Raw genomic sequence first — 22,139 nt, 5'->3', positions numbered from 1 at the left:
GTTCAACGAACTCTAAGTATGCCGGATACGGCGCCAGCCTGTTGTATGACCCTACCATATTGTAGTCGCCATTGAAGGGCATTGGATATTGTTAGGTATCCTTGCTTTGGGGGGTTTTCAAGAATTCTGTCAGCGAGTTGAGCAGCACCTATTTCGTCGACCGGCAAGTTGCGTTCGATAATAAATGCGACAACGTCGTCTTTGTTGCCTTCTCTTTCAAGTATGTCTATGAGACCCTTTGTCGTTTGGAAATCCGCCGTGCGTTCTTTCTCAACAAAGATCGTGTGTTGCATGTTGAGGCAAGCGGTTCTACTTTCCTCATCATCGGTCTTTTCATACACAAAGACGAGCAGATGGTATCCGAGACCGAATATCTTTTGAGAGGCGGACCTAAAAGGACATGAGGATTGAGGTTGTTTGAAACTTGTAACCTTGATGTCAACGTCGAGCCCAGGAAGATCAATGCCTGAGGCGGAGTTGCCCTCTTTATGGGTGTACGTATTCGCCAGGTAGGATGTGAACTTGTGCTCAAGATACGTTCCCACGGCTTTCCCATCCGTTACGCCGTAGAGCGACGGTTCGTCGTAGGCGCTTTCCACCTCTGCGAACCGAGCGGCTTCGGCTCTTAGTCCTTCGATTGTCAATTTTGGTTTCATAGATATCTTGATGCGGTGTTGCAGCTAACGAAAAAGCATTTTATCCGGCGTGCGCCACACAGACGTTCCCGTCGAAGCACTGAGTTCGACGCGCACGGCGGATAAATGTCTGTTGGACTAAACCGCCTTATGCGCGGTGCCAGTTTCAGGAACGGCCTAACTGGCGGGCGAGATCGGATCTGGCAGGGAATATGCTAAAGAGGGTATTGTATCTGCCGTCTGGTTCAGGCGGCGCGGTTCTATCTTGTTGTAAAAAAGCATTTTCTTATCTCCTGAGGATGACAGTCTTCATCATTTTGTAACAATCCTGCCGATCTGCGTCGCGCTATCGAATCAGACACGCCCACTTCCTGTCTCAGTGGTTTGCCGAGTATCCACATTTCCTTGTTATCGGCTTGGCGCCAAGCCCCGCCAAAGGCGGTTTAGTTCAACAGTTAACTAGACAGAATGTCGGTCAGGTGTGCTAGACAGAATCTGTCTATTACAGTATCGCGGATTCTGTCTAGCACACTGAGTTCACTCTTTCGCGACACTATCGCGCCTGATGCAACTGCCGACACTTTACGTCGCGCCACAAGCTGGGAGGAACTAGACGGACGTTGCCATCCGCGCCATCCGCGGCTTCTCGACATGCCAGCCAGGAGCTTTGGGTTTTGGGTCGGGTGACGGGCGCGGGGGTCTTGGCGGCATGGATGCCGCCATGAAGCCTCCAGGGATGGATTTACGGCGTCCCCCGCGACTGTCACCCGACCCAAAACAGCCTCGGGACTCGAAGCGCTACCTCTTCCCTCCGCAACACGCTGTCTATATCTGCTACAAATCATAGTACATGCGCGGCGTTTTTCCCCGCGAAATGCCAAATTGGCGGATATTGGATAACACGCCGTCACCGCCGCCGAGCGGAGCGCCCCTGACGGGAGCGCCCCGAATGCGCCGCCAAGGGCCGCCCCGAATCCCCGATGCCCCGATGCGAATCCCTGGATGCACCTTTCCCCGCAACCAGCACCCCACCAGTACCCGGCGGCTGAAAACGCGGCACTAGGTGACGCTTGCCGTTGCCAATCAAGTCGGCGCGGCCCATGCGTGTCAGCGCCTCGCGCAGCAGCGGCCAGTTGTCCGGGTCGTGATAGCGCAGAAAGGCCTTGTGCAGGCGCCGCTGACGCTGGCCGCGCGGGACTGTGACTTGTTCCGAGTCTGCGGTGACGATTTTGAGCGGATTGCGCTCGCTGTGATACATCGCGGTAGCCAAAGACAAGGGCGTCGGCAGAAAAGACTGCACCTGATCGAGCCGAAAACCATTGCGCTTCAGCCACAGCGCGAGGTTCAGCATGTCCTGATCGGTGGTACCGGGATGGGCAGCGATGAAATAGGGAATCAGATACTGCTCCTTGCCAGCCTCGCGCGAGTAGCGCTCGAACAACTCGCGAAAGCGCTCGAAACTGCCGATGCCCGGCTTGAGCATTTTGCTCAAAGGTCCAGGCTCGGTGTGCTCCGGGGCGATCTTGAGGTAGCCACCGACATGGTGAGTGACCAGCTCACGTATATAGGTGGGCGAGCGCACGGCAAGGTCGTAACGCAGGCCGGAAGCGATAAGAATGCGCTTGATGCCCGGCATCGCGCGCGCCTCGCGGTAAAGACCGATCAGCGGACCATGGTCGGCATTGAGATTCTTGCAGATGTCCGGATGCACGCAGGACAAGCGCCGGCAGGCGGCGGCGATGACGGGGCTGCGGCAGGACATGCGCCACATGTTGGCGGTCGGGCCACCGAGATCGGAGATAGCGCCGGTGAAGTCGGGCGCGCGATCGCGGATGTCTTCCAGCTCCCTCAGAATGGACTCGCGCGAACGGCTCTGGATGACCCGCCCCTCGTGCTCGGTAATCGAACAAAAAGTGCAGCCGCCGAAACAGCCGCGCATGATGTTGACCGAGAAGCGGATCATCTCCCAGGCGGGGATGCGCGCATCGCCATAACTGGAATGCGGGCGGCGCGCGAAGGGCAGCTCGTAGAGACGATCAAGCTCGGTGGTGGTCAGCGGAATCGGCGGCGGATTCAGCCACAGCCACCGATTGCCATGCGCCTGCACCAGGGCGCGAGCGTTGCCCGGGTTGGTTTCTAAATGGAGCACCCGCGCGGCATGGGCATAGAGCACCGGGTCGGCACGGACTTGCTCATACGCCGGGAGTCGGACCAGGGTGCGCTCGCGAACCTTTCGCGCCAGCCGAGCTTCTGGGGCGAGCGATGCGGGCGGCTGCCCGGGCGGCGATGCCGCATCGGTCGGGCTCTGCTGTCCTGAACAAATCGGCTCATCCCGATAGGGATGCGGGTGCGGCTCAATGCGTCCAGGCTTGTCGAGCGCACTGGCATCGACCTGCGCCCAGTCCTGCGGTAACTCGCGCACCATGAAAGCCGTGCCGCGCAAATCCCGAATCTGTTCAATCAGCTCGCCGCGCGCCAGGCGATGCGCCAGTTCAACCAGGGCACGCTCAGCATTGCCATAGAGCAGGATATCCGCTTTGGCATCCACCAGTGCGCTGCGGCGGACCTTCTCTGACCAATAATCATAGTGGGCCACCCGGCGCAAGCTGGCCTCGATGCCGCCAAGCACGACGGGAACGTCCTTGAAGGCCTCGCGGGCGCGCTGGGCATAGACCATCAGCGCGCGATCCGGGCGACGGTCGGGCATGGCATCCGGGGTGTAGGCATCGTCCGAGCGCTTGCGCCGCTCCGCAGTGTAGCGGTTGACCATGGAGTCCATGTTGCCGGCGGTGATGCCGAAAAATAGCTCCGGGCGGCCGAGGCGGCGAAAGTCCTCCGCGCTGGTCCAGTCCGGCTGGGCGATGATGCCGACGCGAAACCCCTGGGCCTCAAGCAGCCGGCCGATAATGGCCATGCCAAAGGTGGGATGGTCCACATAGGCATCACCGCAGACGATAATCACATCGCAGGCGTCCCAGCCGAGCAGATCCATCTCGGCACGCGACATCGGCAGCTCTGGGGCGGTGCCGAATTTGTGCGCCCAGTGCTTGCGGTAGGTGAAGATATCCTGCGGCTCAATCATGGCAACAATCGTGGGCATTGGCGGGAGCTTTCGTTTAGCATAACGCGCACAAGATCGCGCCGCAGTCGCTTTGCATCCCCTAGCGTGAAACAGCAGCTTCATCCTCCGAGGTGGTGCCGCACCATGAACATCAGGATGCCGCCGCGGTTTCGCTCCGCCCGAGACGTTGAGGCCTACCCCATGCCACAAGCTGGTTGCACCACCATTCCCTCCCCGAACATCCCAGCTGCAGCGGCCAAGCAGAGCCACTTGGCGTCTGACTGGCATCGCGCTGCGCTGACCGCCACCATCTTTGCCGCTCTGGTGGTCGCTGGCTGCGGCAAGTCAGCGCCGCCAGCGCCGCCCGCTGCGCCCCCCTCGGTGGTGGCCCAGCCAGCCAAGAAGGAGCTGGTCGAGGGTTCGGCCAATTTTGTCGGCCGTGTGGTCGCTATCAATAAGGTGGAACTGCGCGCCCGGGTCGAGGGTTTTCTCAAGGAGCGGCGCTTCACGGAGGGCGACCGTGTTGAGAAAGACCAGGTGCTCTTCCTGATTGAGCCCGATCAGTACCAGGCGGTGGTGGAACAGCGCCAGGCCGATGTGGCCTCGGCCGAGGCGAGCGAACTCAACGCCAGCGCCCAGCTCAAGCGCGGTCAGGAGTTGCTGCAAAGCAAAAATATCGCACAATCCAAGGTGGATGAACTCCAAGCGGCGGAATCCGTCGCCCAGGCGAGCATTCAGCAGGCGAAAGCAGCGCTGAACTCGGCCGAGCTGAATCTTGGCTACACCCAGATCACCGCTCCGGTTGCCGGGCGCATTGGCCTGGCCAATTACACCATCGGCAATCTAGTCGCCCCCTCGTCCGGTCCGCTGGCGACACTGGTCAGTCAGGACCCGATCTATGTGCAGTTTCCGGTTACTCAGCGCGAACTGCTCGAGGCACGCCGCGAGATCGAGGGTCGTGGCGGCAACGCCAAGGACGTGAAAGTGAAGGTGGAACTGCCTGATGGCAGCCAGTACGACCACACCGGCCAGCTCGACTTTGTCGATGTAACCACCAATGAGACCACGGATTCCGTTACCCTGCGCGCCGAACTCGCCAATCCGAAGGGGATTCTGATCGATGGACAGTTCGTCAATCTGAGCCTCGCGCTCGGTGATCCGGACGAGGCCGTCGTGGTGCCGCAGGCCGCGCTTCAGGTCGATCAGCAGGGCGTTTACATTTTTGTGGTCGACGAAGACAGCAAGGCACAAGTGCGCCGCATTGAGACCGGCCCGACCAAGGGCGCGGATGTCGCGGTGACCAAGGGCTTGAAAGAAGGCGAGTTGGTGATCGTCGAGGGCATTCAGAAGGTCCGTCCGGGCCAGCCGGTGAAGGCCAGCCCGCCGCAGGAGCCTGGCGACAGCGGCGATGGTGGTGCTGATCAGGACGCGGGCGCTGGTGCATCCCCGGACGAGTCCAAGGACACGCCGAAGGACGCACCCAAGGATTCGCCCAAGCCTGGGGCAACAGTGGATGACAGCGACAAGGCATCATCTGACAAGGCGGCTGATGACAAACCTGGGACGCAAACCCAAGCCGCCAGCCCCGACAGTGCTGACGGCACGAAAGATCAAGCAGATCAAGCTAATCAGGGCGATGCTGGCGACCAGAACGGCCAGGCCGAGCAGGAACAGAACAGCGAGGCCAACGCGCTATGATTTCCGACGTCTTCATCGACCGGCCGCGACTGTCGATCGTCATTTCGGTCGTTCTGACGCTCGCCGGGATCATCGCCATCACCCGTATTCCGGTCGCCCAGTTCCCGGACATCGTGCCGCCCCAGGTGTCGGTGAGCGGTGCCTATCCGGGGGCCAGTGCCTCGGTCGTGGAGTCCTCAGTCTCCCAACCGATCGAGTCCCAGGTCAATGGCGTCGACAACATGCTCTACATGAAGTCGACCAGCGCCAATGACGGCAGCTATTCGCTCAATGTGACATTCGCGCTTGGCACCAATCCGGATATCAACACCGTCAATGTGCAGAACCGGGTCAGTCTTGCCGAGCCGCAACTGCCGCTGGAAGTCACCCGCCAGGGGCTCAGCGTCAAGAAGCAATCGACCGCGATGCTGCAAGTCATCGCGCTCTATTCGCCAGAAAAGTCCTATGACGGGCTCTTTCTGAGCAACTACGCCACCATCAACCTGATCGACACCCTCGCGCGCGTCCCCGGTGTGGGCGAGGTGATGCAGTTCGGTCCGCTCAACTACAGCATGCGCATCTGGCTGAATGTTGATCGCATGACGGCGTTGTCCCTGACCCCGACTGACGTGATCAACGCCATCCAGGCGCAGAACGTGCAGGCGGCAGTCGGGCGCATTGGTTCCCAGCCGATGACGCCGGATCAGCAGTTCCAGATCACCCTGCAGACGCAAGGACGGCTGACGGACGCGAGCGAGTTCGAGAACATCGTGGTGCGCGCCAATCAGGATGGCTCCACCGTGCTGATCAAGGATATCGGCACCGTGGATCTTGGCTCACAGCAGTCGGACTCCGTCAGCATGCTTGATGGCCAGGACACGGCATCCATGGCCATCTACTTGGCACCGGGTGCCAACGCGGTTGCCGTCGCCAAGGGCATTGATGCGGCGATGGATAAGCTCGCTAAGCGCTTCCCGGATGATTTGGACTACAACATCGTTTACGACACCACGGACTTTGTCGAGTCGAGCCTTGAGGATGTTATCCATACCCTGTTCGAGGCCTTCGCCCTGGTCATCCTGGTGGTGTTCGTCTTCCTCGGCAGTTGGCGCGCCACCCTGATTCCGCTAGTCGCTGTCCCGGTGGCCCTGGTCGGCACCTTTGCATTTTTGCTGATGATCGGCTTTTCGGCCAATACCATTTCATTGCTCGCGATCGTTCTTGCCATCGGCATTGTGGTAGATGACGCCATTGTGGTGGTCGAAAACGTCGAGCGCGTCATGGAGGAAGAAGGCCTCGACCCGCGTGCCGCCGCCAAGAAAGCCATGGGCCAGATCACCGGCCCCATCATCGCCGTGACACTGGTGCTGCTGTCGGTCTTCGTGCCGGTGGCCTTCATCCCCGGCATCACCGGGCAGTTGTTCCAGCAGTTCGCCGCCGTAGTGACCTTCTCCATGCTGATCTCGGCGGTCAACGCGCTCACCCTATCGCCTGCGCTGTGCGCGGTGCTGCTCAAGCCGACCCACCATCGCAAAGGCGGGCTGATGGCGCGGATGATGGGCGCCATCGACGGGGTGCGGGATGGCTATTCATCCATCGTCACCCGGCTGGTGCGGGTCGCGATCATGGTTCTGGTCATGGTGGCGGTCATCGCGCTCAGCGCCGGCTGGCTGTTCACCCACACGCCCACGGGCTTTTTGCCAGAAGAAGATCAAGGCGCCTTCATGGCCGAGGTGCAGCTACCCGAGGCGGCCTCGCTCAATCGCACCATCGCCATCAGCCAGCAGATCGTCGACATCATGAAGGATGATCCGGCCGTCAAGCATCTGCTGACGGTTCCCGGCTACAGCATTTTGAACGGCAGCGTGCAGTCGAACAGTGCCCTGGTGGTGGTGCGGCTCAAGCCTTTCTCAGAGCGCACCTCGCCCGATCTGGGCGTGAATGCCGTCATCGACCGCATGGCGACAAAGACCGCGGGCATCCCTGGTGCGCGCGTCATGCCCTTTAACTTGCCACCCATTATCGGACTCGGCACCGGCGGCGGCTTCGAGTATCAATTGCAGGACTTGCAAGGGCGCAAACCAGAAGAACTTGCCGGGGCGATGCGCGCCATGATCGTGGCCGCCAACCAGCAGCCGGACCTGGAGCGGGTGTTCTCGACCTGGACCACCAGCACCCCGCAGATCTTCCTGCATATCGACCGTCAGAAAGCCCAGACGCTCGGGGTGACGATTAGCGACATCTTCCTCGCACTCCAGTCGACGCTTGGTGGCTACTACGTGAACGACTTCAACAAATTTGGCCGTGTCTGGCAGGTGCAAATCCAGGGCAGCCAACGTGACCGCGAACGCTTCGATGATGTCTATCGCATTCATGTGCGCAATAAGCAGGGCCAGATGGTGCCGATCCGCGCCCTGATGACGCCCGAACTGTTGCTGGCACCGCAGATTCTGCAGCGGTACAACAACTATCGCAGCGTCACCATTCAGGGCCAGCCCGCACCTGGCTACAGCTCTGGCCAGGCGTTGAAAGAAATGGAAACCCTGTCGGCCAAGACCTTGCCAGCCGGCTATGCCTATGAATGGACTGGCACCGCCTTCCAGGAGAAGGAAGCCGGGGGCCAGACGCCCATCGTGCTGGGCCTGGCGGTGCTCTTTGCCTACCTGTTCCTGGTCGCCCTCTATGAGAGCTGGTCGATGCCGGCGGCGGTGCTGCTGTCCGTCACCGTCGGCATGCTCGGCGCCATGCTGGCGTTATGGATCAGCGGACTGCCGAACGATCTCTACGCCCAGGTCGGCATCGTGGTGCTGATTGGTCTGGCGAGTAAGAACGCCATTCTGATCGTCGAGTTCGCCATGGCCGAGCGTAAAGCCGGGCGCAGCATCGAGCAAGCCGCCATCAACGGCTCGCATTTGCGAATCCGCGCGGTGCTGATGACCAGCTTCGCCTTTATCCTAGGTCTCATCCCATTGGTCATCGCCTCCGGCGCCGGCGAGGCCAGCCAGCGCGGCGTGGGCACGGCGGTCTTTGGCGGCATGCTCGCCGCGGCCGTACTGGGGATTTTCCTCATCCCCATGCTCTACGTGGTCTTCCAACGCGGGCGTGAGTGGTTCCATGGGTTGGGTAAGGCAAAGACACCGGAACCTGCGGCACCGCCTGCTTCGTCCTGACCGAACTCAGTAACCATATTCAACGACCGGAGATAACAACGTGACCGACACCGCCGCCCAAGACGCCGACATCAACGCCGAGGCGCTCGCCTATCACGCCGAGCCAATCCCCGGCAAAATCGCCACCGAAATCACCAAACCGGCCAGCACCCAGCATCAGCTTGCGCTAGCCTACACGCCAGGCGTGGCTGAGCCTGTGCGCCGCATCCATGCTGATCCGGCCGATGCCTACCGCTACACCAATAAGGGCAACCTGGTTGCGGTCATCACCGACGGCACAGCCGTGCTGGGTCTGGGCAATGTCGGTTCCCTGGCCGGCAAGCCGGTGATGGAAGGCAAGGCAGTGTTGTTCAAGCGCTTTGCCGGCATCGACTGCTTCGATATCGAAGTCAATGCCGACAGCCCGGATGCCTTCATCGAAACGGTGGCAAACATCGCTCCGACCTTCGGCGGCATCAATCTCGAGGACATCGCCGCACCGCACTGCTTTGATATCGAGCGGCGGCTGATTGAACGGTTGGACATCCCGGTGTTCCACGACGACCAGCACGGCACCGCCATCATCATCGCCGCCGGACTGCTGAACGCACTGGAATTGCAGGGCAAGACGCTGGCCGAGGCCAAAATCGTCATCCTCGGCGCCGGTGCCGCCGGCATCGCGGCCATTCATCTGCTGGTGAGCTTGGGCGCAAAGCTTGAGAACATTTTCACCCTCGACCGCAAGGGCGTGATCCACCCCGGGCGCGATGATCTCAATACCTTCAAGGCCGAAATCGCCAACCCGACCGACAAGCGTAGCCTGGCAGACGCCATGCAGGATGCCGACGTCTTCATCGGCGTCTCCGGCCCTGATCTGGTCAGCGACGCCATGCTCGCCTCCATGGCGCCCAAGCCGATCGTCTTTGCGCTCTCAAATCCCATTCCAGAGATCCGCCCAACGCAGGCATTCAAGGTGCGCGATGATCTGATCATGGCCACTGGCCGTTCGGATTATCCGAACCAGGTCAACAATGTGCTTGGCTTCCCCTTCATCTTCCGCGGCGCGCTCGACGTGCGAGCCTCGCGCATCAACCAGGAGATGCAGATCTCCGCAGTCGAGGCCCTGCGCACCATCGCCCGCGAACCGGTGCCAAAGGAAGTCCTGCAAGCCTATGAACTCGACAAGCTGGAATTCGGCCCCGACTACATCATCCCCAAACCCTTCGACCCGCGTCTGCGAGAGCGCGTCCCTGCTGCGGTCGCCCAGGCCGCCATTGATAGCGGCGTGGCTGCGGCCTAGACTCAGCCACGGGGGTTGGCCAGGCGGCTCAGCCGCCAGTTCAGGTTGCCAGTTCAATCCGATTGCGGCCTGATTCCTTGGCGCGATACAGGGCTTCGTCGGCGCGCGCCATCAGGTCTTTGGGATCGCTAACCGGGTCGGGGTAGCTGGCGATACCAATGGATACCGTGACCGGGGCCAGCGGCTGGCCTTCATACAGGATAGGCTCGGATGCGACCTGGGCACGCAGAGTTTCGCCGCGCTCGCGCGCCGGTGCGCTCTCGGCGGAAGGAAGCAGCAGGACAAATTCCTCGCCGCCATAGCGGCAAATCAGGTCGGTATCGCGAAAGACTTGCCGCAGTCGCACGGCAACCTGTTTGAGCGCCTCATCACCAGCGGCATGTCCGTGGGTATCATTGAAGCGCTTGAAGTGATCAACATCGCAGATCAGCAGCGACAGGGGCGAGCTTTGGCGCTGCGCCACCGCAATCTCGCGCACGAGCATCTCATCGAGAAAGCGACGGTTCTTGAGCCCGGTCAGGCCGTCTTCGTAGGAGAGCACGCGCAGCCCGTCCTGAAGCGCGAGCAGAGACAGCGTCAGGTTGATCCTCTCCACCGAGCGCCCGAGCACCCTCCACCAGAAGTCGATGTCTTCTGCCGTGCTGCTCGAGCGGCTATCCATTGGCGAGCGAATCAGCAGGAGCCCGAGGTCGGTGTCACCGAGCTGCGGATGCTCATAGTGCAGCCGAAAGGGCCACACCTGGCTGCTGGCGCTGGCATCAATATCGACTGACTGCGCTTCGCTTTCCTGGCGCATCGTGGTGGCCGTCAGGCTCTCGTCAAGGTCTGGCGCGCGCGGGCCCCAGCTGGTGCCTTGACCGATGTGGCGCCCGGCGGTACGCAGGTAGAAAGTGCCCGACAGCGGGTCGCAGAGTCCAGGCAATGCATCGGCCAGCACGGCCTCGCTGGCACTCAGGCGCTGGCAGCCTTGCAGCTGCATGATGAGTGCATCGAGCTCGGCGCTCTTGCGGTTTTCGATCTCCAATAATTGCGCACGGGCGCCTTCGCGCTCGACCATGCGTTCAAGCTCGCTGGTGCGCGCCGTCACCTGACTCTCAAGTGACGCGTTGAGCCGCGCCAACTCGCGCTGGGTGGCGGCGAAATGGCGCACCGAGATGATGACGATCACGAGTGAAAAGGCCAGCACGCCCCAGGCTAGAGGTATCTCGGTCCAGGGCAGCAGGCTATGAGCCACCGCCAAGTCGAGCAGGAGCAGAATGTCGAGCAGCGCCACCGCGGACAGGATCAGTTTCTGCTCCAGGGTGCCAGCTTGCGCCAGACGCAGCGCCGGTACCATCATCGCAACCAGGGTGATGGTGAAGAGCGCATCAAAGAGAGGATAGGTGTTGGCCAGCGACACCCAACCGAGCCAGGCCAGCCCTAGCGCGCCAATAAAGTAGGCGATATGCACCCAGCGGACCAGCACAAGCAGTGAGCTACGCGCAGGACGCAGCCATTGCTCGAGCAGCCAGGCGATGGCAACCGGGATCAGGTAATAGCCACCAGCGCCGACGAACTCCCACAGCAAGGGACGATTCAGCATCAGTGTGCTGGCCGGGGCACTGCTAAACAGCATGGCACTGGATGCCGCGGCAAAGAGCGCGATGGCGCCAAAGCCATGGCGACTGCGCTCAAGCGGGGCCAGCACCAGGGCCAGCACCGCGATCAGCAGCGAGAAGCCACCGGTTACCAGCCGTTCCAATGATTGCGCAAGGACCCGCTCCACCAGCTCGATGCGCTCGCCAAGCAGGATGTCGCCCCACAGGCCGATGTCTTTGTAGTCGGAGAAGATGCGAAAGTAGAGGGTTTTGCCACCGGCGTCGCGCGGCAGCGAGATCAGGTGCCAGGGCCAGCCTACGAAAGCTCCGTGGCCCTCAGCATCGAAGTCGCCAAAGTGATACAGGCGCTCGCCGTCAAGATAGACCTCGACCAAGATGTCGACGCTGAAGATAAACAGCGCCGGATCGCGCCAGTCCATTGGTGGCAGCGGCACCCGGTACCAGACATGCTCGCGCCCGTCGCGCCCGGGCGGATTCGACGGGAAGTGAATCCCAATCCATTGATCGGCCCCGGTCCCGGTCCCGGTCCCGGTGGCCCAGGCTGGCCTGCCGTCTGGCTCCAGAGGCGAATCACCCCAGCGGTACGCCCAGCCGTGCTCCAGTGGGGCGATGGGGCGCTGGAGCACAGTCGCCGCATCTGCAACCGGGGCGAGCTCAGCCGCGGGCGTGTCTGTTGCGGAAGCCGCGGCTTGCGCTGCGGTCAGAAAACCGACTCCGGATGCCAGTAGCAGGGCAAGAGCGCGCGCAACCAAGCTAGACACGTTTGACCTCAAGCACGTCGGCAACCTGTCGCAGCTTGGTCACCAGGCGGTCGAGTTCGTCGATGCCGCGAATGTTCAGCGTAAAGCGCATGCTGGCGACATCGGCACGCCTGTCGCTGTGAGTGGCTACCCCGACGACATCGGCATGGGCATCGGCCAGCGCGGCGGAGACATCGCGCAGCAGGCCGCGGCGGTCGACAGCGAGCAGGCGGAGATCGACGGCAAACCGGGTATCGGCGGATTGCTCGGCCCAATGCGCTTCCACCAGGCGCTCGCGATCGCCCGGCGGTAGATGGGCGATGTTGCGACAGCTCTGGCGATGAATGCGGATACCGCGCCCGCGGGTGACGAAGCCGACGATGTGATCGCTCGGCACCGGCTTGCAGCAGCTGGCGATCTGGGTCATCAGATCACCGACGCCCTGCACCACGATGCCCGGCTCGCGGCTGCCTGAGCCGGCCTGGGTCTGTCCTGATCGGGCCTGCCCTGATCTGGCCGGACGCGGCTTGAAAGTCATCTGTTGCAGGGTCGCGGCCTCAGCTTGGGCAGCGCTTTGGCTGTCTGCCGACGCGGGGCGCGGCTCGCCGACCTGGCGCGCAATCTGCCCAGCGGTCAGGTCCCCACGACCAATGGCGGCCAGCAGGTCTTCGCCGCGTTGCAGGTTATAGCGCGGCGCGATCTGATCGAGCATTGGTTTGGCTTCGATGTTCAAGCGCGCCAGTTCCTTCTCCAGCGCGACGCGCCCCTCGCTCAGATGGCGATCGAAGTCCTGCGACTTGAACCACTGGCGCACGCGGTTACGCGCCCGGGCAGTCACCATGTAGTGATGATGCGCACTCAGCCAGTCGCGGCTTGGGGTGGCGTTTTTCTGCGTCAGTATCTCCACCGACTCGCCACTGGCGAGCTGATGGGTTAGCGGTACGATGCGCCCATTGACCCGCGCGCCACGGCAGCGGTGGCCGATTTCCGAATGAATGGTGTAGGCGAAATCAAGCGGCGTGGCGCCCTTGGGCAGCTCAATCACCTTGGCCTGAGGGGTCAGCACATAGACATGCGATGGCTCGCACTCGGCCTTGAAGCGCGCGAGCAGCTCACCGCTCTGGTCGCAGTCGTTCTGCAGTTCCAGCCAGTTGCGCATCCACACCACGCGGCGCTGAAAGTCGGCATCATGGCCGGCGGCCTCCTTGTAGGCCCAGTGCGCGGCGACGCCGAGCTCAGCGTGCTCGTGCATCTCCTGGGTGCGGATCTGCACCTCGAGCGGCTTGTCACCGGGGCCAATGACCGCGGTGTGCAGGGAGCGATAGAGATTGCCTTTCGGCGTGGCGATGTAATCATCGAACTCGCGCGGGATGTGCTTCCACAGCCCATGCACCACCCCGAGCGCGGCATAACAGGCGGGAATATCGGCCACAATGACCCGCAGCGCGCGCAGATCGAAAATCTGCTCAATGTCGACAGCCTTGCGCTGCATCTTTTTCCAGATGCTATAGATATGCTTCGGGCGCCCGTAGATTTGCGCCTCGATGCCGGCGCGCGCGAACTCCTGCTGCAACAGCGCAATCACCTGCGCAATGTAGTCCTGGCGCTCGGCGCGGCGCTCGCGCAGCGCGGTGGCAACACGCTTGTACTCCTGCGGATGCAGGTAGCGCAGCGCCAGGTCTTCAAGCTCCCATTTGATTTGCCACACACCAAGCCGGTTGGCCAGAGGGGCATAGACGCGCTCGGTATCCTCGGCCAGCGCGATCTGGCGGCTGGGCTCCAGCGACTTGGCGGCGCGCATCAGGTGCAGGCGCTCGGCCAGCACCACCAGCACCACCCGCACGTCCTCGGCGATGCCGAGCAGCAGGCGGCGCAGGTTTTCCTCGTGCTCGTGCTGATCCTTCTCGGCGATGATGCGCTCGACATTGGTCAGGGCGCCGATGCGCCCAAGGTCGGCCACCATGCGCGCGATCCCCGATCCGAAGCGCTCGGCAAGGCGGGCTTCGGTCAGCGCATCGCGATCGAGACAGCCGTTCAGCAGCGCGGCGCACAGGGTATCGGCGTCCATGCGCAGGTTGAACAGGATATCCGCCGTGGCCAGGCGATGACGCGCTTCGGTTTCGCCGGTGTCGAGCCGCGCTTCATTGCGGCAGTCGATCATCAGCGCACAGGCAGTCGCAATGCGCTCGCGGTCTGCGGGCTCGTAATGCGCGTCGAGCTCGCGCAGCCATGACTCGGACGCCGGGCGATCCGCGAGCGACCGATCAGGCAGAGTCGAGGTGGATTGAACCATCGGGCGCGCGGAATATCTGCGGATGAAGGAAAAGAAATCTCATCGCGCAGAATACCAAAGCCGCGTCGTTCGGGTGGGTCGGGAGAGCAATTCGATGGAGATCAGCCCGCACGGAAGCGGGCAAGAATTCGGGGTCAGAACGACCCCGAATTCTCAGGCAACTGACCGAGAGCCGATCAGCTGAAAATATCGTGAACGATATTGTTGTACCAGCTATGGGCGTATTTGACTTCCCGTGCCAATGCCCACTCAGGTGCATCCATCGGTGTTAGACCACCGGCACCCTCGACACCGGCGATGGTGGCGCCATCCTCGCTCAGGCGATAGACCGCCGCGACCGAGATGCCATAGTCCTTACCAACGATGGAATAACAGGTATTCACATAGGCCGGGATGCCGGGCTCGTCCCCGTTTAGCATGGCGATGATGGCGGCCGCCGTGACCTTGGCCTGACTGTTGGCCGAGTAGCCGGATTTGGGCATCTTGGTGGCGATGCAAGCGTCGCCGATGACATGAATGCCGGCATGGATGCTGGACTCAAACGTCTTTTTATCGACCGGGCACCAGCCGCTGTCGTCGGTCAGGCCGGCTTCTTGAGCGATCTTGCCGGCGTGCTGCGGAGGGATCATGTTGATCACATCGGCCTTGATGGTGTCGCCAAAGCTAGTTGTCACCGACATGTCATCGGCATTGACACCGACCACGGCGGAATCCGGACCCGGCTGCCATTCAATCAGCGCATCCTCGGTGCCGAAGCCATAGAGGCGCTCCCAGCCCTGGGTAAACAGGCCCTGCTTGGAGAACTTCTGCTTAGAGTCCATGATCAGCACCTTGGACTTGGGCTTGGACTCTTTCAGATACATGGCGATCTGGCTGGCGCGCTCGTAAGGGCCGGGCGGGCAACGGAAGGGGTTGGGCGGTGGGGCGATCAGCACAGTGCCGCCGTCTTTCATGGCTTCAAGCTGGCTGCGCAGGATTTTGGTCTGCTCGCCGGCCTTCCAGGCATGGGGCATTTTCTGCGCGGCTTCCTCGCTGTAGCCCTCGATTTTGTCGTACAGCAGGGAGATGCCCGGGGCGACGACGCAGCGGTCGTAGGGGAATTCCTCGCCGCTGGCGGTCTTGACGACCTTTTTCTCGGCGTCGATGCCGGTGGCACTGTCATGCACAACCTTGATGCCGTGACCTTTCAGACCGTCATAACCGTGCTCGATAGAGTCAAGCTTGCGGTCGCCACTGAGCACCTCGTTGCTCATGTAGCAGGTGAAGTAGGTCTTGTTCGGCTCGATCAGGGTCACATCGATGTTCGAGTCGCCAAGCTTCAGGTATTTGGCCGCGGTGGCACCGCCGGTGCCGCCGCCCACCACGACGACCTTCTTGCTCTCGGCGCGGGCGATGTGCGGGAAGCCGACGGCGCTGACGGCGGCCAGGGCTCCGGTGGATTTGACGAAGTCGCGTCTGTTCATTGTCATGTCCTGTTCTCCTCCTGGATGCTTATTGCTGGCTCGCGTAGTAGGCCCAGAGGGCGGCGAGGCTATCTTCACCGTCGGACTCGAGCATGGACTCAAGCTTGCTTTTCATCTTCTTGGGGATCTCGCGACGCTCGTCGCGGAAATCGGTCATGGCGTACTTCAGATAGGGTGTCCATTGACCGGCCAGAATGTAATAGTCCTCTTCCTCGGGGACCGGCTTGCCGCCTTCGATGTGGCACTTCTCGCAGTACTTTTCATGCAGCTCGCCGCCTTGCTCGACCAGCGCCTGGTCGAAATCCTGCTTGGCTGCCGCATACTCCTGCTTGTGGAAGTACTCCGCCATCTTCTCGAGTTCTTCATCGGTGTAGCCGCGTGCGATACGGCCCATGATGGTCGAGTAGGTCTCGTCATCACGGAAGTACTGCATGGTCTCGACGAAGACGATCGGGTCCATCGCAGCGATGGTTGGCGTTGCGGGGCCTTGACTGTTGCCATAGGTGCCATGACAGCCGGCACAGGTGTTAGCGAGCATGTCGCTGGTGGCGGTCTCGGCCAGGGCCGCGCCCGAGCCGAGCCCGAGTGCAAGGGCTGCGCCGATCAGAGCGCGGGTTGGGGGTTGCTTGGTCATCATTCCTCCTCCTGACTTTTTCTAGGGAAATACAGCGTGGCCCGAGCCGATGGCGTGAATACCATTGCAGACTGGGCGACTGGGGTTGGCACAGCTCCGTTGTGCGCTAGTGCGCGGGGGCTTCCATGCGATTGGGTTCGACGCGGTTGGCGCCGGGTCTGGTGATGAGGCAAACGCCGCGAGGCGTGCAAGTGTTAGTTGTCATTGCTGAGTATGCTGGCGGCAGCCTGATGCCCGCCGCTGCGGGCGAGGTCGGCCGCCGTCTGGCCGTCGGCGTCGGTTAAGGCGGGGTTCGCGCCATGCGCGAGCAGCAGCCGGAGCAGATTGGAATCGCCCTGGCTGGCAGCCAGCATCAGCGGGGTGAGACCATCGACATCGGCGACATTCGGGTCAGCTCCGGCGCCAAGCAGCATGCGCGTAATCTCCGGGTATCCGTCGGCAACCGCCCATGACAGCGCGCTCATCCCCAACTCATCGCGCGCATTAACATTGGCGCCAGCGCCAAGCAGCAGCCCGACGACCGGTTGATGGCCGTTGTCGGCAGCGATGATCAGCGGGGTGTCGCCCTCGTTGTCGCGGCCGTTGATATCCGCCCCGGCCTGGAGTAGCAGCTGCGCGGTCTCAGGAAAACCGGCGGCGACCGCGTTCATCAGCGCGGTGCGTCCGTCCTTGTCGGCCGCGCGCGGATCGGCTCCTCGAAACAGCAACTGCCGCACCATCTCGGAGATGCCATAGCGGCTGGCGATCATCAGCGAATCCCAGCCCGACCGGGTGCGGTCGTGGACATGCGCGCCGCGCTCAAGCAGCAGCGCAGAGATACCTATGTGGCCGTTCTCGGCGGCGAAGGTCAGCGCGCTGCAGCCCGCGACAGTCCGACCATTCACGTCAGCGCCACGATTCAGCAAGGTGGCAACCGCCCCCATGCTGTCACTTTCAACCGCCATCATCAAGGCGGTCTTGCCAAACTCATTGGCGGCGTTGACGCTGGCGCCCTGATCAATGAGCCCGGAGATGGACTCGCTGTCGCCGATCATGGCCGACAGGCGCAGTTCGCGGTCGAGTTCGGGGTTATCCGCCAGCGCGGTGGTGGTGATGAGCCCCAGCGCCACAAGCAGAGAAACAGACAGGCTCACAAGGCGGGGGCGGGGGCGGGTCGCCGCCTGCGCGCGCGCCAGGCGCGAGTCACTAGGCATCGTCATCCTCCGGCTCGCTTGGCATCTCATGCACGACAGCCTTGTGGCAGTCGATGCAGGTCTGGCCCTTGTCCTCGGCGCGGGAATGGCGGCTGCGTGCAGAACGGCCTTGCTCGGACAGGTCCATGTTCTTGAATTCGTGACAGCTGCGGCACTCGCGTGAGTCGCTGCGCTCCATCTTCTGCCACACCCGCGAGGCCATGGCCCAACGATGCTCCTCGAATTTTTCCGGAGTATCAATGGTGCCCATGATTTCGTGGTACACATCCTTGGCCGCGATCACCTTGGTGGCGATCTTGGGCAAAAAGGGCTTGGGCACATGGCAATCGGAGCAGGTTGCTTGCACGCCCGATTGGTTCTTGAAGTGCATACTCTCCTGATATTCCTTGTAGTTGGTCTCCATGGTGTGGCACGAGACGCAGAACTCCATCTCGTTGGTGGCGCTCAGCGTGGCGTTAAAGACGCCCGCGAACCCGATACCGGCTACAAAGAGAGCGGCGAGCACAAGAATAAGACGGAGGGAAGAACCCTTGAGAACAGGCATGCGAAACCTCGCTTACAAACTGACAACAGAGCCTGATGATCGTCGTGATGCGCAAAAACCAAGGCAGGGCGACACAACTGACGCCGTGGACATGGCCGACCAGCGAGCAATCAATCCATTACAATGGACGGCGGCGAGGTGGTGAGTCGCCATTTGGGCCGGGTCGCGCTGCTCCTAGCCTCGATTTATTACGATGTCATTGACGGATGCTAATGGATCGAAGGCTTTTTGCCAAGCGGCGAGGGCTGCGGACCCGTCCGGCAATTGCCCTGCTAAGGCAACGCGATTGCGTGAGCGAGGCTGTCCACGCGGATCAATGCAGCAGGTGAGAGCCGGCGCACGGCGGTCGTCGTCTGGGATTGGAATGGCTTGGAGACGCTTTTGCAGGGAGACAAGTGTCAGGACTGCAAGCGCGCTCGCCGTCGAGGACTCACGCGCGTGCCGGGACTCGCGCCAGGAGCAGGCGAAAGGCTGACTGGCCGCTGGGACCATCAGCCCTGGAGGATTCACACCAAACGGTGCTGATCTTTCATGTAAAGATAAACCAGGTTGGAGACTGATCGCAGCGCATTGCTGCGTGCCGTAATCCAGCTGGTGTAGGACTCGGTGCGGCTGTCGCGCTCGATAATGCCGATGAAGGTATAGGGTCGCGGGCGCCCGCGGCTGTCCCGACACTCGATGATGCCCATGTTGCCGCACAGACGCGCGGTCGAGCCGGTCTTGTCGTAGACACGCACATTTGCGGGGATGCTGCTCACCCCGCGGGCAATGCGGTCGTGATTGGGCAAGCCCATGATCTCGCGCAACTCCTGGGAGTGCGGCAGGCGGTTTTGCCAGAGCGCGAACAGGAAGCGGCTGTAATCATGCGCCGAGGCCATATTGCGGTAGGTGCGCCCGCCGGCCGGAATATACTCGACCACGCTTGTCTCACGGAAAACACCCGGCGCATAGGTTTTCAGCACCCGCTCGACATCCCCCGGGCCATGATTGCCGTTGGCGCGGCTGACCATCTGCATGAGCTCATTGGTGGCCGTGTTGCTGCTGCGGCGAATGCTGCGTTCCATGATATCGCGCACCGAGCTTGAAAACGTGAGCCCGGAGCCGCGCCTGTCGGCGGAGTAGAAAAACGCCTGGGCCACGAACGGCTTGATCATGCTCGCCGCCTGACGCGGGATGTCCTCATTGATGGCGACCAGTTTCTGCCGCGCAGAGAAATCGTAGATTGACCAGGATGTGCGCTCGCGGGAGGAAATGCGCCCCTCGGCACGCATGCGCTTGACCAGCGCCGAGACCTGGGTTTGCAATGAACTGGGCGCCGCCGCAAGCAGGCTTGGTGCACCGCCGAGCAGCAGACCGCCGCCGGCAAAAGCGAGCTGGCGTAGAAAGTCGCGGCGCGAAGACAGCCCGTCTGCGTCAACACTGGAAAGGGCTGCTGTGGCAGAAGGGTCGTAGAGCTTGTTCATGGCATGATCCGCTCCCAGGCAGGGGAAACAAGGGAATGATGCCGTAAAGCATAATTGAAAACAACAGGAAAGCAAGGCGCTTGCCCGGGTAATTTTATAGATTTTTTAGGCAAACGCAACAAGCAATTGACTTATCGCGCTTTTCCAAAGGACTTTGCTGACCCTCTGGTGGAACACACCGAAGCACAGGGTTGATCAATCCCCAGCTTGGTCAGGGCTGTGAACGATAAGCCCCGCGGCCAGAGGCTTCGGCTTCTGACCGTGGGTGTGCCTGCCGCACCACATTAGCAGCGCGCCAGATCAGCGGCGCAGCAGATTTCAGGCAAAGGCGTCGCTGTCGAGTGCCATCGGCGCCGGGCGTCCCGAGGCACCGCCCAGCTCAACCAGCATCTGCGCGTCAGCCGGCAGCACGTCGACCTCGGCGTTGGATGCGATCAACTGGTCCGTTTCCATCACATCCAGCACGGCGGCCAGCACTTCCGGGTCCTTGCCGGCGAGATCGTTGAGCGCGGCACCCACCACTGCTGGGCGGGTCGCGGCGGCCTCGGCCATTTTCTGCGACACCTTGTAGGCGGTCTGGCTTTTGATCAAACCAACGCGGTTCTCGCCGTCCTGCTTCATCGCGCTGGTGACCTGCACCAGGCGTTTGACGACTTTCTCGGTGATGTTGTCCACCATCTGCCGGTCGGTGAAGGCGACCTTACGAATATAGACCGAGCCCAGCTTGTAACCCCATTTCTCCGACAGCGGGGACACGGTCGCGCGCACCTTGCGACTGAGCTGATGGCGATCCTCGAGCATCTTGTCCATCTCAAGATTGCTTAGGGTCGAGATGGTCGAGCTGGCGACATTCGCCTGCAGAGAGCCCTCGGGATTGGCGTTGACGAACAGATAGGACACCGGGTTGCTGACCTGCATCTCATACCAGATGCCCACGCCCATGGGCGTGCCCTCCTCTGAGTTGACCATCTGATCGCGCAGGTAATACTGCTTCAGCGCGGTGCTGACCAGGTAGCGTTTGCCGAAGAATGGCACCAGCAAGGCCTTCAGTCCGAAATGACTGACCGGATAACGCAGGCCAGACTCGTCCAGGGTGCCAATCACCCGTCCGAAGAGCGTGAACACCTGTGCCTCACGCTCGCGCACTACCGCATAGAGCCCGAAGGAACGCGACAGCCCGAGGAACACTGGAATAAAAATAAGACCAAAAAAGAACGCGATAGCCGCGCCGAAACCTTGATCGATAAACATAATGATGTCCTCCTTCAGCGGCTCGGGGCGGTGACTTGCACGATGCGCCGCGCCTGCTTCAGCAGCGGAATGCGCATGTTGCGCAGGTAGGCGCGCAAGGCCTCGCGGCCACCCGTCCCCTTGATCTTGGACAAGGTCTCACCAAGCTCGCGCAGCGGCGCCACCTCAGCTTGGGCGTTGTTGCTGGCGATCTCCACCGCACGCTTGCTCATGGTGATCTGCTGCTCGGCATCGGCGCGTGCGGTGCTGATATCCGCCGCGACCTGATTGCGGGTGGAGTTAATCGCTGAGAGCGCGCGGTCAACCTCGGTCGGCGGGTCGATCTGAGTAATGAGCGCAGCATCGAGCTCGATGCCATAACGCGTGCCGGTCGAGCGGCACTGCTGCTCCATGTAGTCATTCAGCAGCGGCAGATTTTTGCGCAAGTCGTTGATCGACACCCCTTCGGACAGATCGACTGCCGGGCCAGTGCCTTCATCACCCTGCATTTCGCTGTCCCCAACCAGACTCTGGCCCTTCGGATCGACAAAATTGGCAATCCGCTCGCGCAGCACCGAGACGAAATAGCCCATCACATGCTCAAGCGGGCTGTCGATACCAAAAAGGTAAGCGTAGAGGTTGCTCTCCGAGGCGCGAAAGCGTATCTGGCCATTCACGCCGGTGGTCAGGTTATCCTTAGTGACAGCCTCAATGGTCGATTGGCGCTTGGTCGGGTCCCAGGTCAGGTCCAAGGCTTGGGTGGCAACGTCTACCTTGTGCACCTGTTGCCAGGGCCATTTAAAATATGGTCCGCCAGGGCCGATGGTGCGCAGCATCGGGAACTGATAACGCTGCCTTTCCTCGTCGTTCAAGCTGTCGTCAGTGACAAAGCTGTCACCGATGCGCTGGGCGCGACCAAAAGAGGTAAGCACGGCGCGCTCATTGGGTTTGACCGTATAGAGCGAACCGGAAAATACGCGAAAGCCGATATAAATCAGCAGCCCGAAAATAAAGGCGGTAATAGCCATAGGCAGGATCTCCGGCAGATGCTTGATAGGGTGAGCGCCCGAGCGTTGCGCGGGCACTGCCAAGCATAACCGGTTGCCATCAGCTCGCAAGCGCAATTATTGCGAAAAGAGCGGCTGGGCCAGCGCGGAGA

The 22,139-nt window shown here is 61.6% G+C and carries 14 protein-coding genes; 3 read left to right on the top strand and 11 right to left on the bottom strand.

Annotated features, from left to right (window positions below; translation table 11 throughout):
• Positions 1-2: 2 nt before the first annotated feature.
• Together Thiosp_RS01830 and Thiosp_RS01825 are read right to left on the bottom strand one after the other, a co-directional pair.
• A complete protein-coding gene (locus Thiosp_RS01830) occupies positions 3-656 on the bottom strand; it encodes a type II restriction-modification system restriction endonuclease (RefSeq protein WP_201069003.1) in 654 nt (217 codons plus the stop codon).
• 886 nt (positions 657-1,542) lie between these two features.
• On the bottom strand, positions 1,543-3,735 hold the full coding sequence (locus Thiosp_RS01825) for a YgiQ family radical SAM protein (protein WP_407702759.1): 2,193 nt from the start codon (positions 3,733-3,735) through the stop codon (positions 1,543-1,545).
• Positions 3,736-3,897: 162 nt separating this feature from the next.
• Here Thiosp_RS01825 and Thiosp_RS01820 point away from each other — a divergent pair, with 162 nt between their 5' ends.
• The 3 genes from Thiosp_RS01820 to Thiosp_RS01810 are packed head-to-tail and all read left to right on the top strand — an operon-like array spanning position 3,898 to position 9,822.
• The gene (locus Thiosp_RS01820; RefSeq protein WP_201069004.1) at positions 3,898-5,394 is read left to right on the top strand and encodes an efflux RND transporter periplasmic adaptor subunit; all 1,497 of its coding nucleotides are present in this window, start codon (positions 3,898-3,900) and stop codon (positions 5,392-5,394) included.
• The gene (locus Thiosp_RS01815) at positions 5,391-8,543 is read left to right on the top strand and encodes an efflux RND transporter permease subunit (protein ID WP_201069005.1); all 3,153 of its coding nucleotides are present in this window, start codon (positions 5,391-5,393) and stop codon (positions 8,541-8,543) included. Before Thiosp_RS01820 ends, Thiosp_RS01815 begins: the two co-directional genes overlap by 4 nt.
• A gap of 40 nt (positions 8,544-8,583) precedes the next feature.
• Positions 8,584-9,822: a malic enzyme-like NAD(P)-binding protein gene (locus Thiosp_RS01810; protein WP_201069006.1), complete on the top strand. Its 1,239-nt coding sequence runs from the start codon at positions 8,584-8,586 to the stop codon at positions 9,820-9,822.
• A 40-nt stretch (positions 9,823-9,862) separates the two neighbouring features.
• Here the strand turns inward: Thiosp_RS01810 and Thiosp_RS01805 are convergent, their stop codons facing one another.
• The 9 genes from Thiosp_RS01805 to Thiosp_RS01765 all read right to left on the bottom strand — a co-directional run bounded on the left by Thiosp_RS01805 (position 9,863) and on the right by Thiosp_RS01765 (position 22,008).
• Positions 9,863-12,181, bottom strand: a complete 2,319-nt coding sequence (locus tag Thiosp_RS01805; protein ID WP_323696801.1) for a GGDEF domain-containing protein — start codon at positions 12,179-12,181, stop codon at positions 9,863-9,865.
• The gene (locus Thiosp_RS01800) at positions 12,174-14,453 is read right to left on the bottom strand and encodes a RelA/SpoT family protein (RefSeq protein WP_201069007.1); all 2,280 of its coding nucleotides are present in this window, start codon (positions 14,451-14,453) and stop codon (positions 12,174-12,176) included. Before Thiosp_RS01800 ends, Thiosp_RS01805 begins: the two co-directional genes overlap by 8 nt.
• 176 nt (positions 14,454-14,629) lie before the next feature.
• Positions 14,630-15,922 (bottom strand): NAD(P)/FAD-dependent oxidoreductase, encoded by a 1,293-nt coding sequence (locus tag Thiosp_RS01795; RefSeq protein WP_201069008.1) that lies wholly within the window; start codon positions 15,920-15,922, stop codon positions 14,630-14,632.
• A gap of 22 nt (positions 15,923-15,944) precedes the next feature.
• Complete coding sequence (locus tag Thiosp_RS01790; protein ID WP_201069242.1) at positions 15,945-16,550, bottom strand: c-type cytochrome; 606 nt, start codon at positions 16,548-16,550, stop codon at positions 15,945-15,947.
• A 194-nt stretch (positions 16,551-16,744) separates the two neighbouring features.
• The gene (locus Thiosp_RS01785) at positions 16,745-17,743 is read right to left on the bottom strand and encodes an ankyrin repeat domain-containing protein (RefSeq protein ID WP_201069009.1); all 999 of its coding nucleotides are present in this window, start codon (positions 17,741-17,743) and stop codon (positions 16,745-16,747) included.
• Positions 17,736-18,287 (bottom strand): NapC/NirT family cytochrome c, encoded by a 552-nt coding sequence (locus Thiosp_RS01780; protein ID WP_201069010.1) that lies wholly within the window; start codon positions 18,285-18,287, stop codon positions 17,736-17,738. The genes Thiosp_RS01785 and Thiosp_RS01780 overlap by 8 nt, the downstream gene beginning before the upstream one ends.
• A gap of 506 nt (positions 18,288-18,793) precedes the next feature.
• On the bottom strand, positions 18,794-19,750 hold the full coding sequence (locus tag Thiosp_RS01775) for a serine hydrolase (RefSeq protein WP_201069011.1): 957 nt from the start codon (positions 19,748-19,750) through the stop codon (positions 18,794-18,796).
• Between the two features lie 318 nt (positions 19,751-20,068).
• Positions 20,069-21,001 carry an SPFH domain-containing protein gene (locus tag Thiosp_RS01770; protein WP_201069012.1) on the bottom strand — a complete coding sequence of 311 codons (933 nt, stop codon included), beginning with the start codon at positions 20,999-21,001 and terminating at the stop codon, positions 20,069-20,071.
• A gap of 14 nt (positions 21,002-21,015) precedes the next feature.
• The gene (locus Thiosp_RS01765; RefSeq protein ID WP_201069013.1) at positions 21,016-22,008 is read right to left on the bottom strand and encodes an SPFH domain-containing protein; all 993 of its coding nucleotides are present in this window, start codon (positions 22,006-22,008) and stop codon (positions 21,016-21,018) included.
• Positions 22,009-22,139 lie beyond the last annotated feature (131 nt).

The organism is Thiorhodovibrio litoralis (assembly GCF_033954455.1).
Classification (GTDB): domain Bacteria; phylum Pseudomonadota; class Gammaproteobacteria; order Chromatiales; family Chromatiaceae; genus Thiorhodovibrio; species Thiorhodovibrio litoralis.
This window is presented reverse-complemented; position numbering and strand designations above follow the sequence as displayed.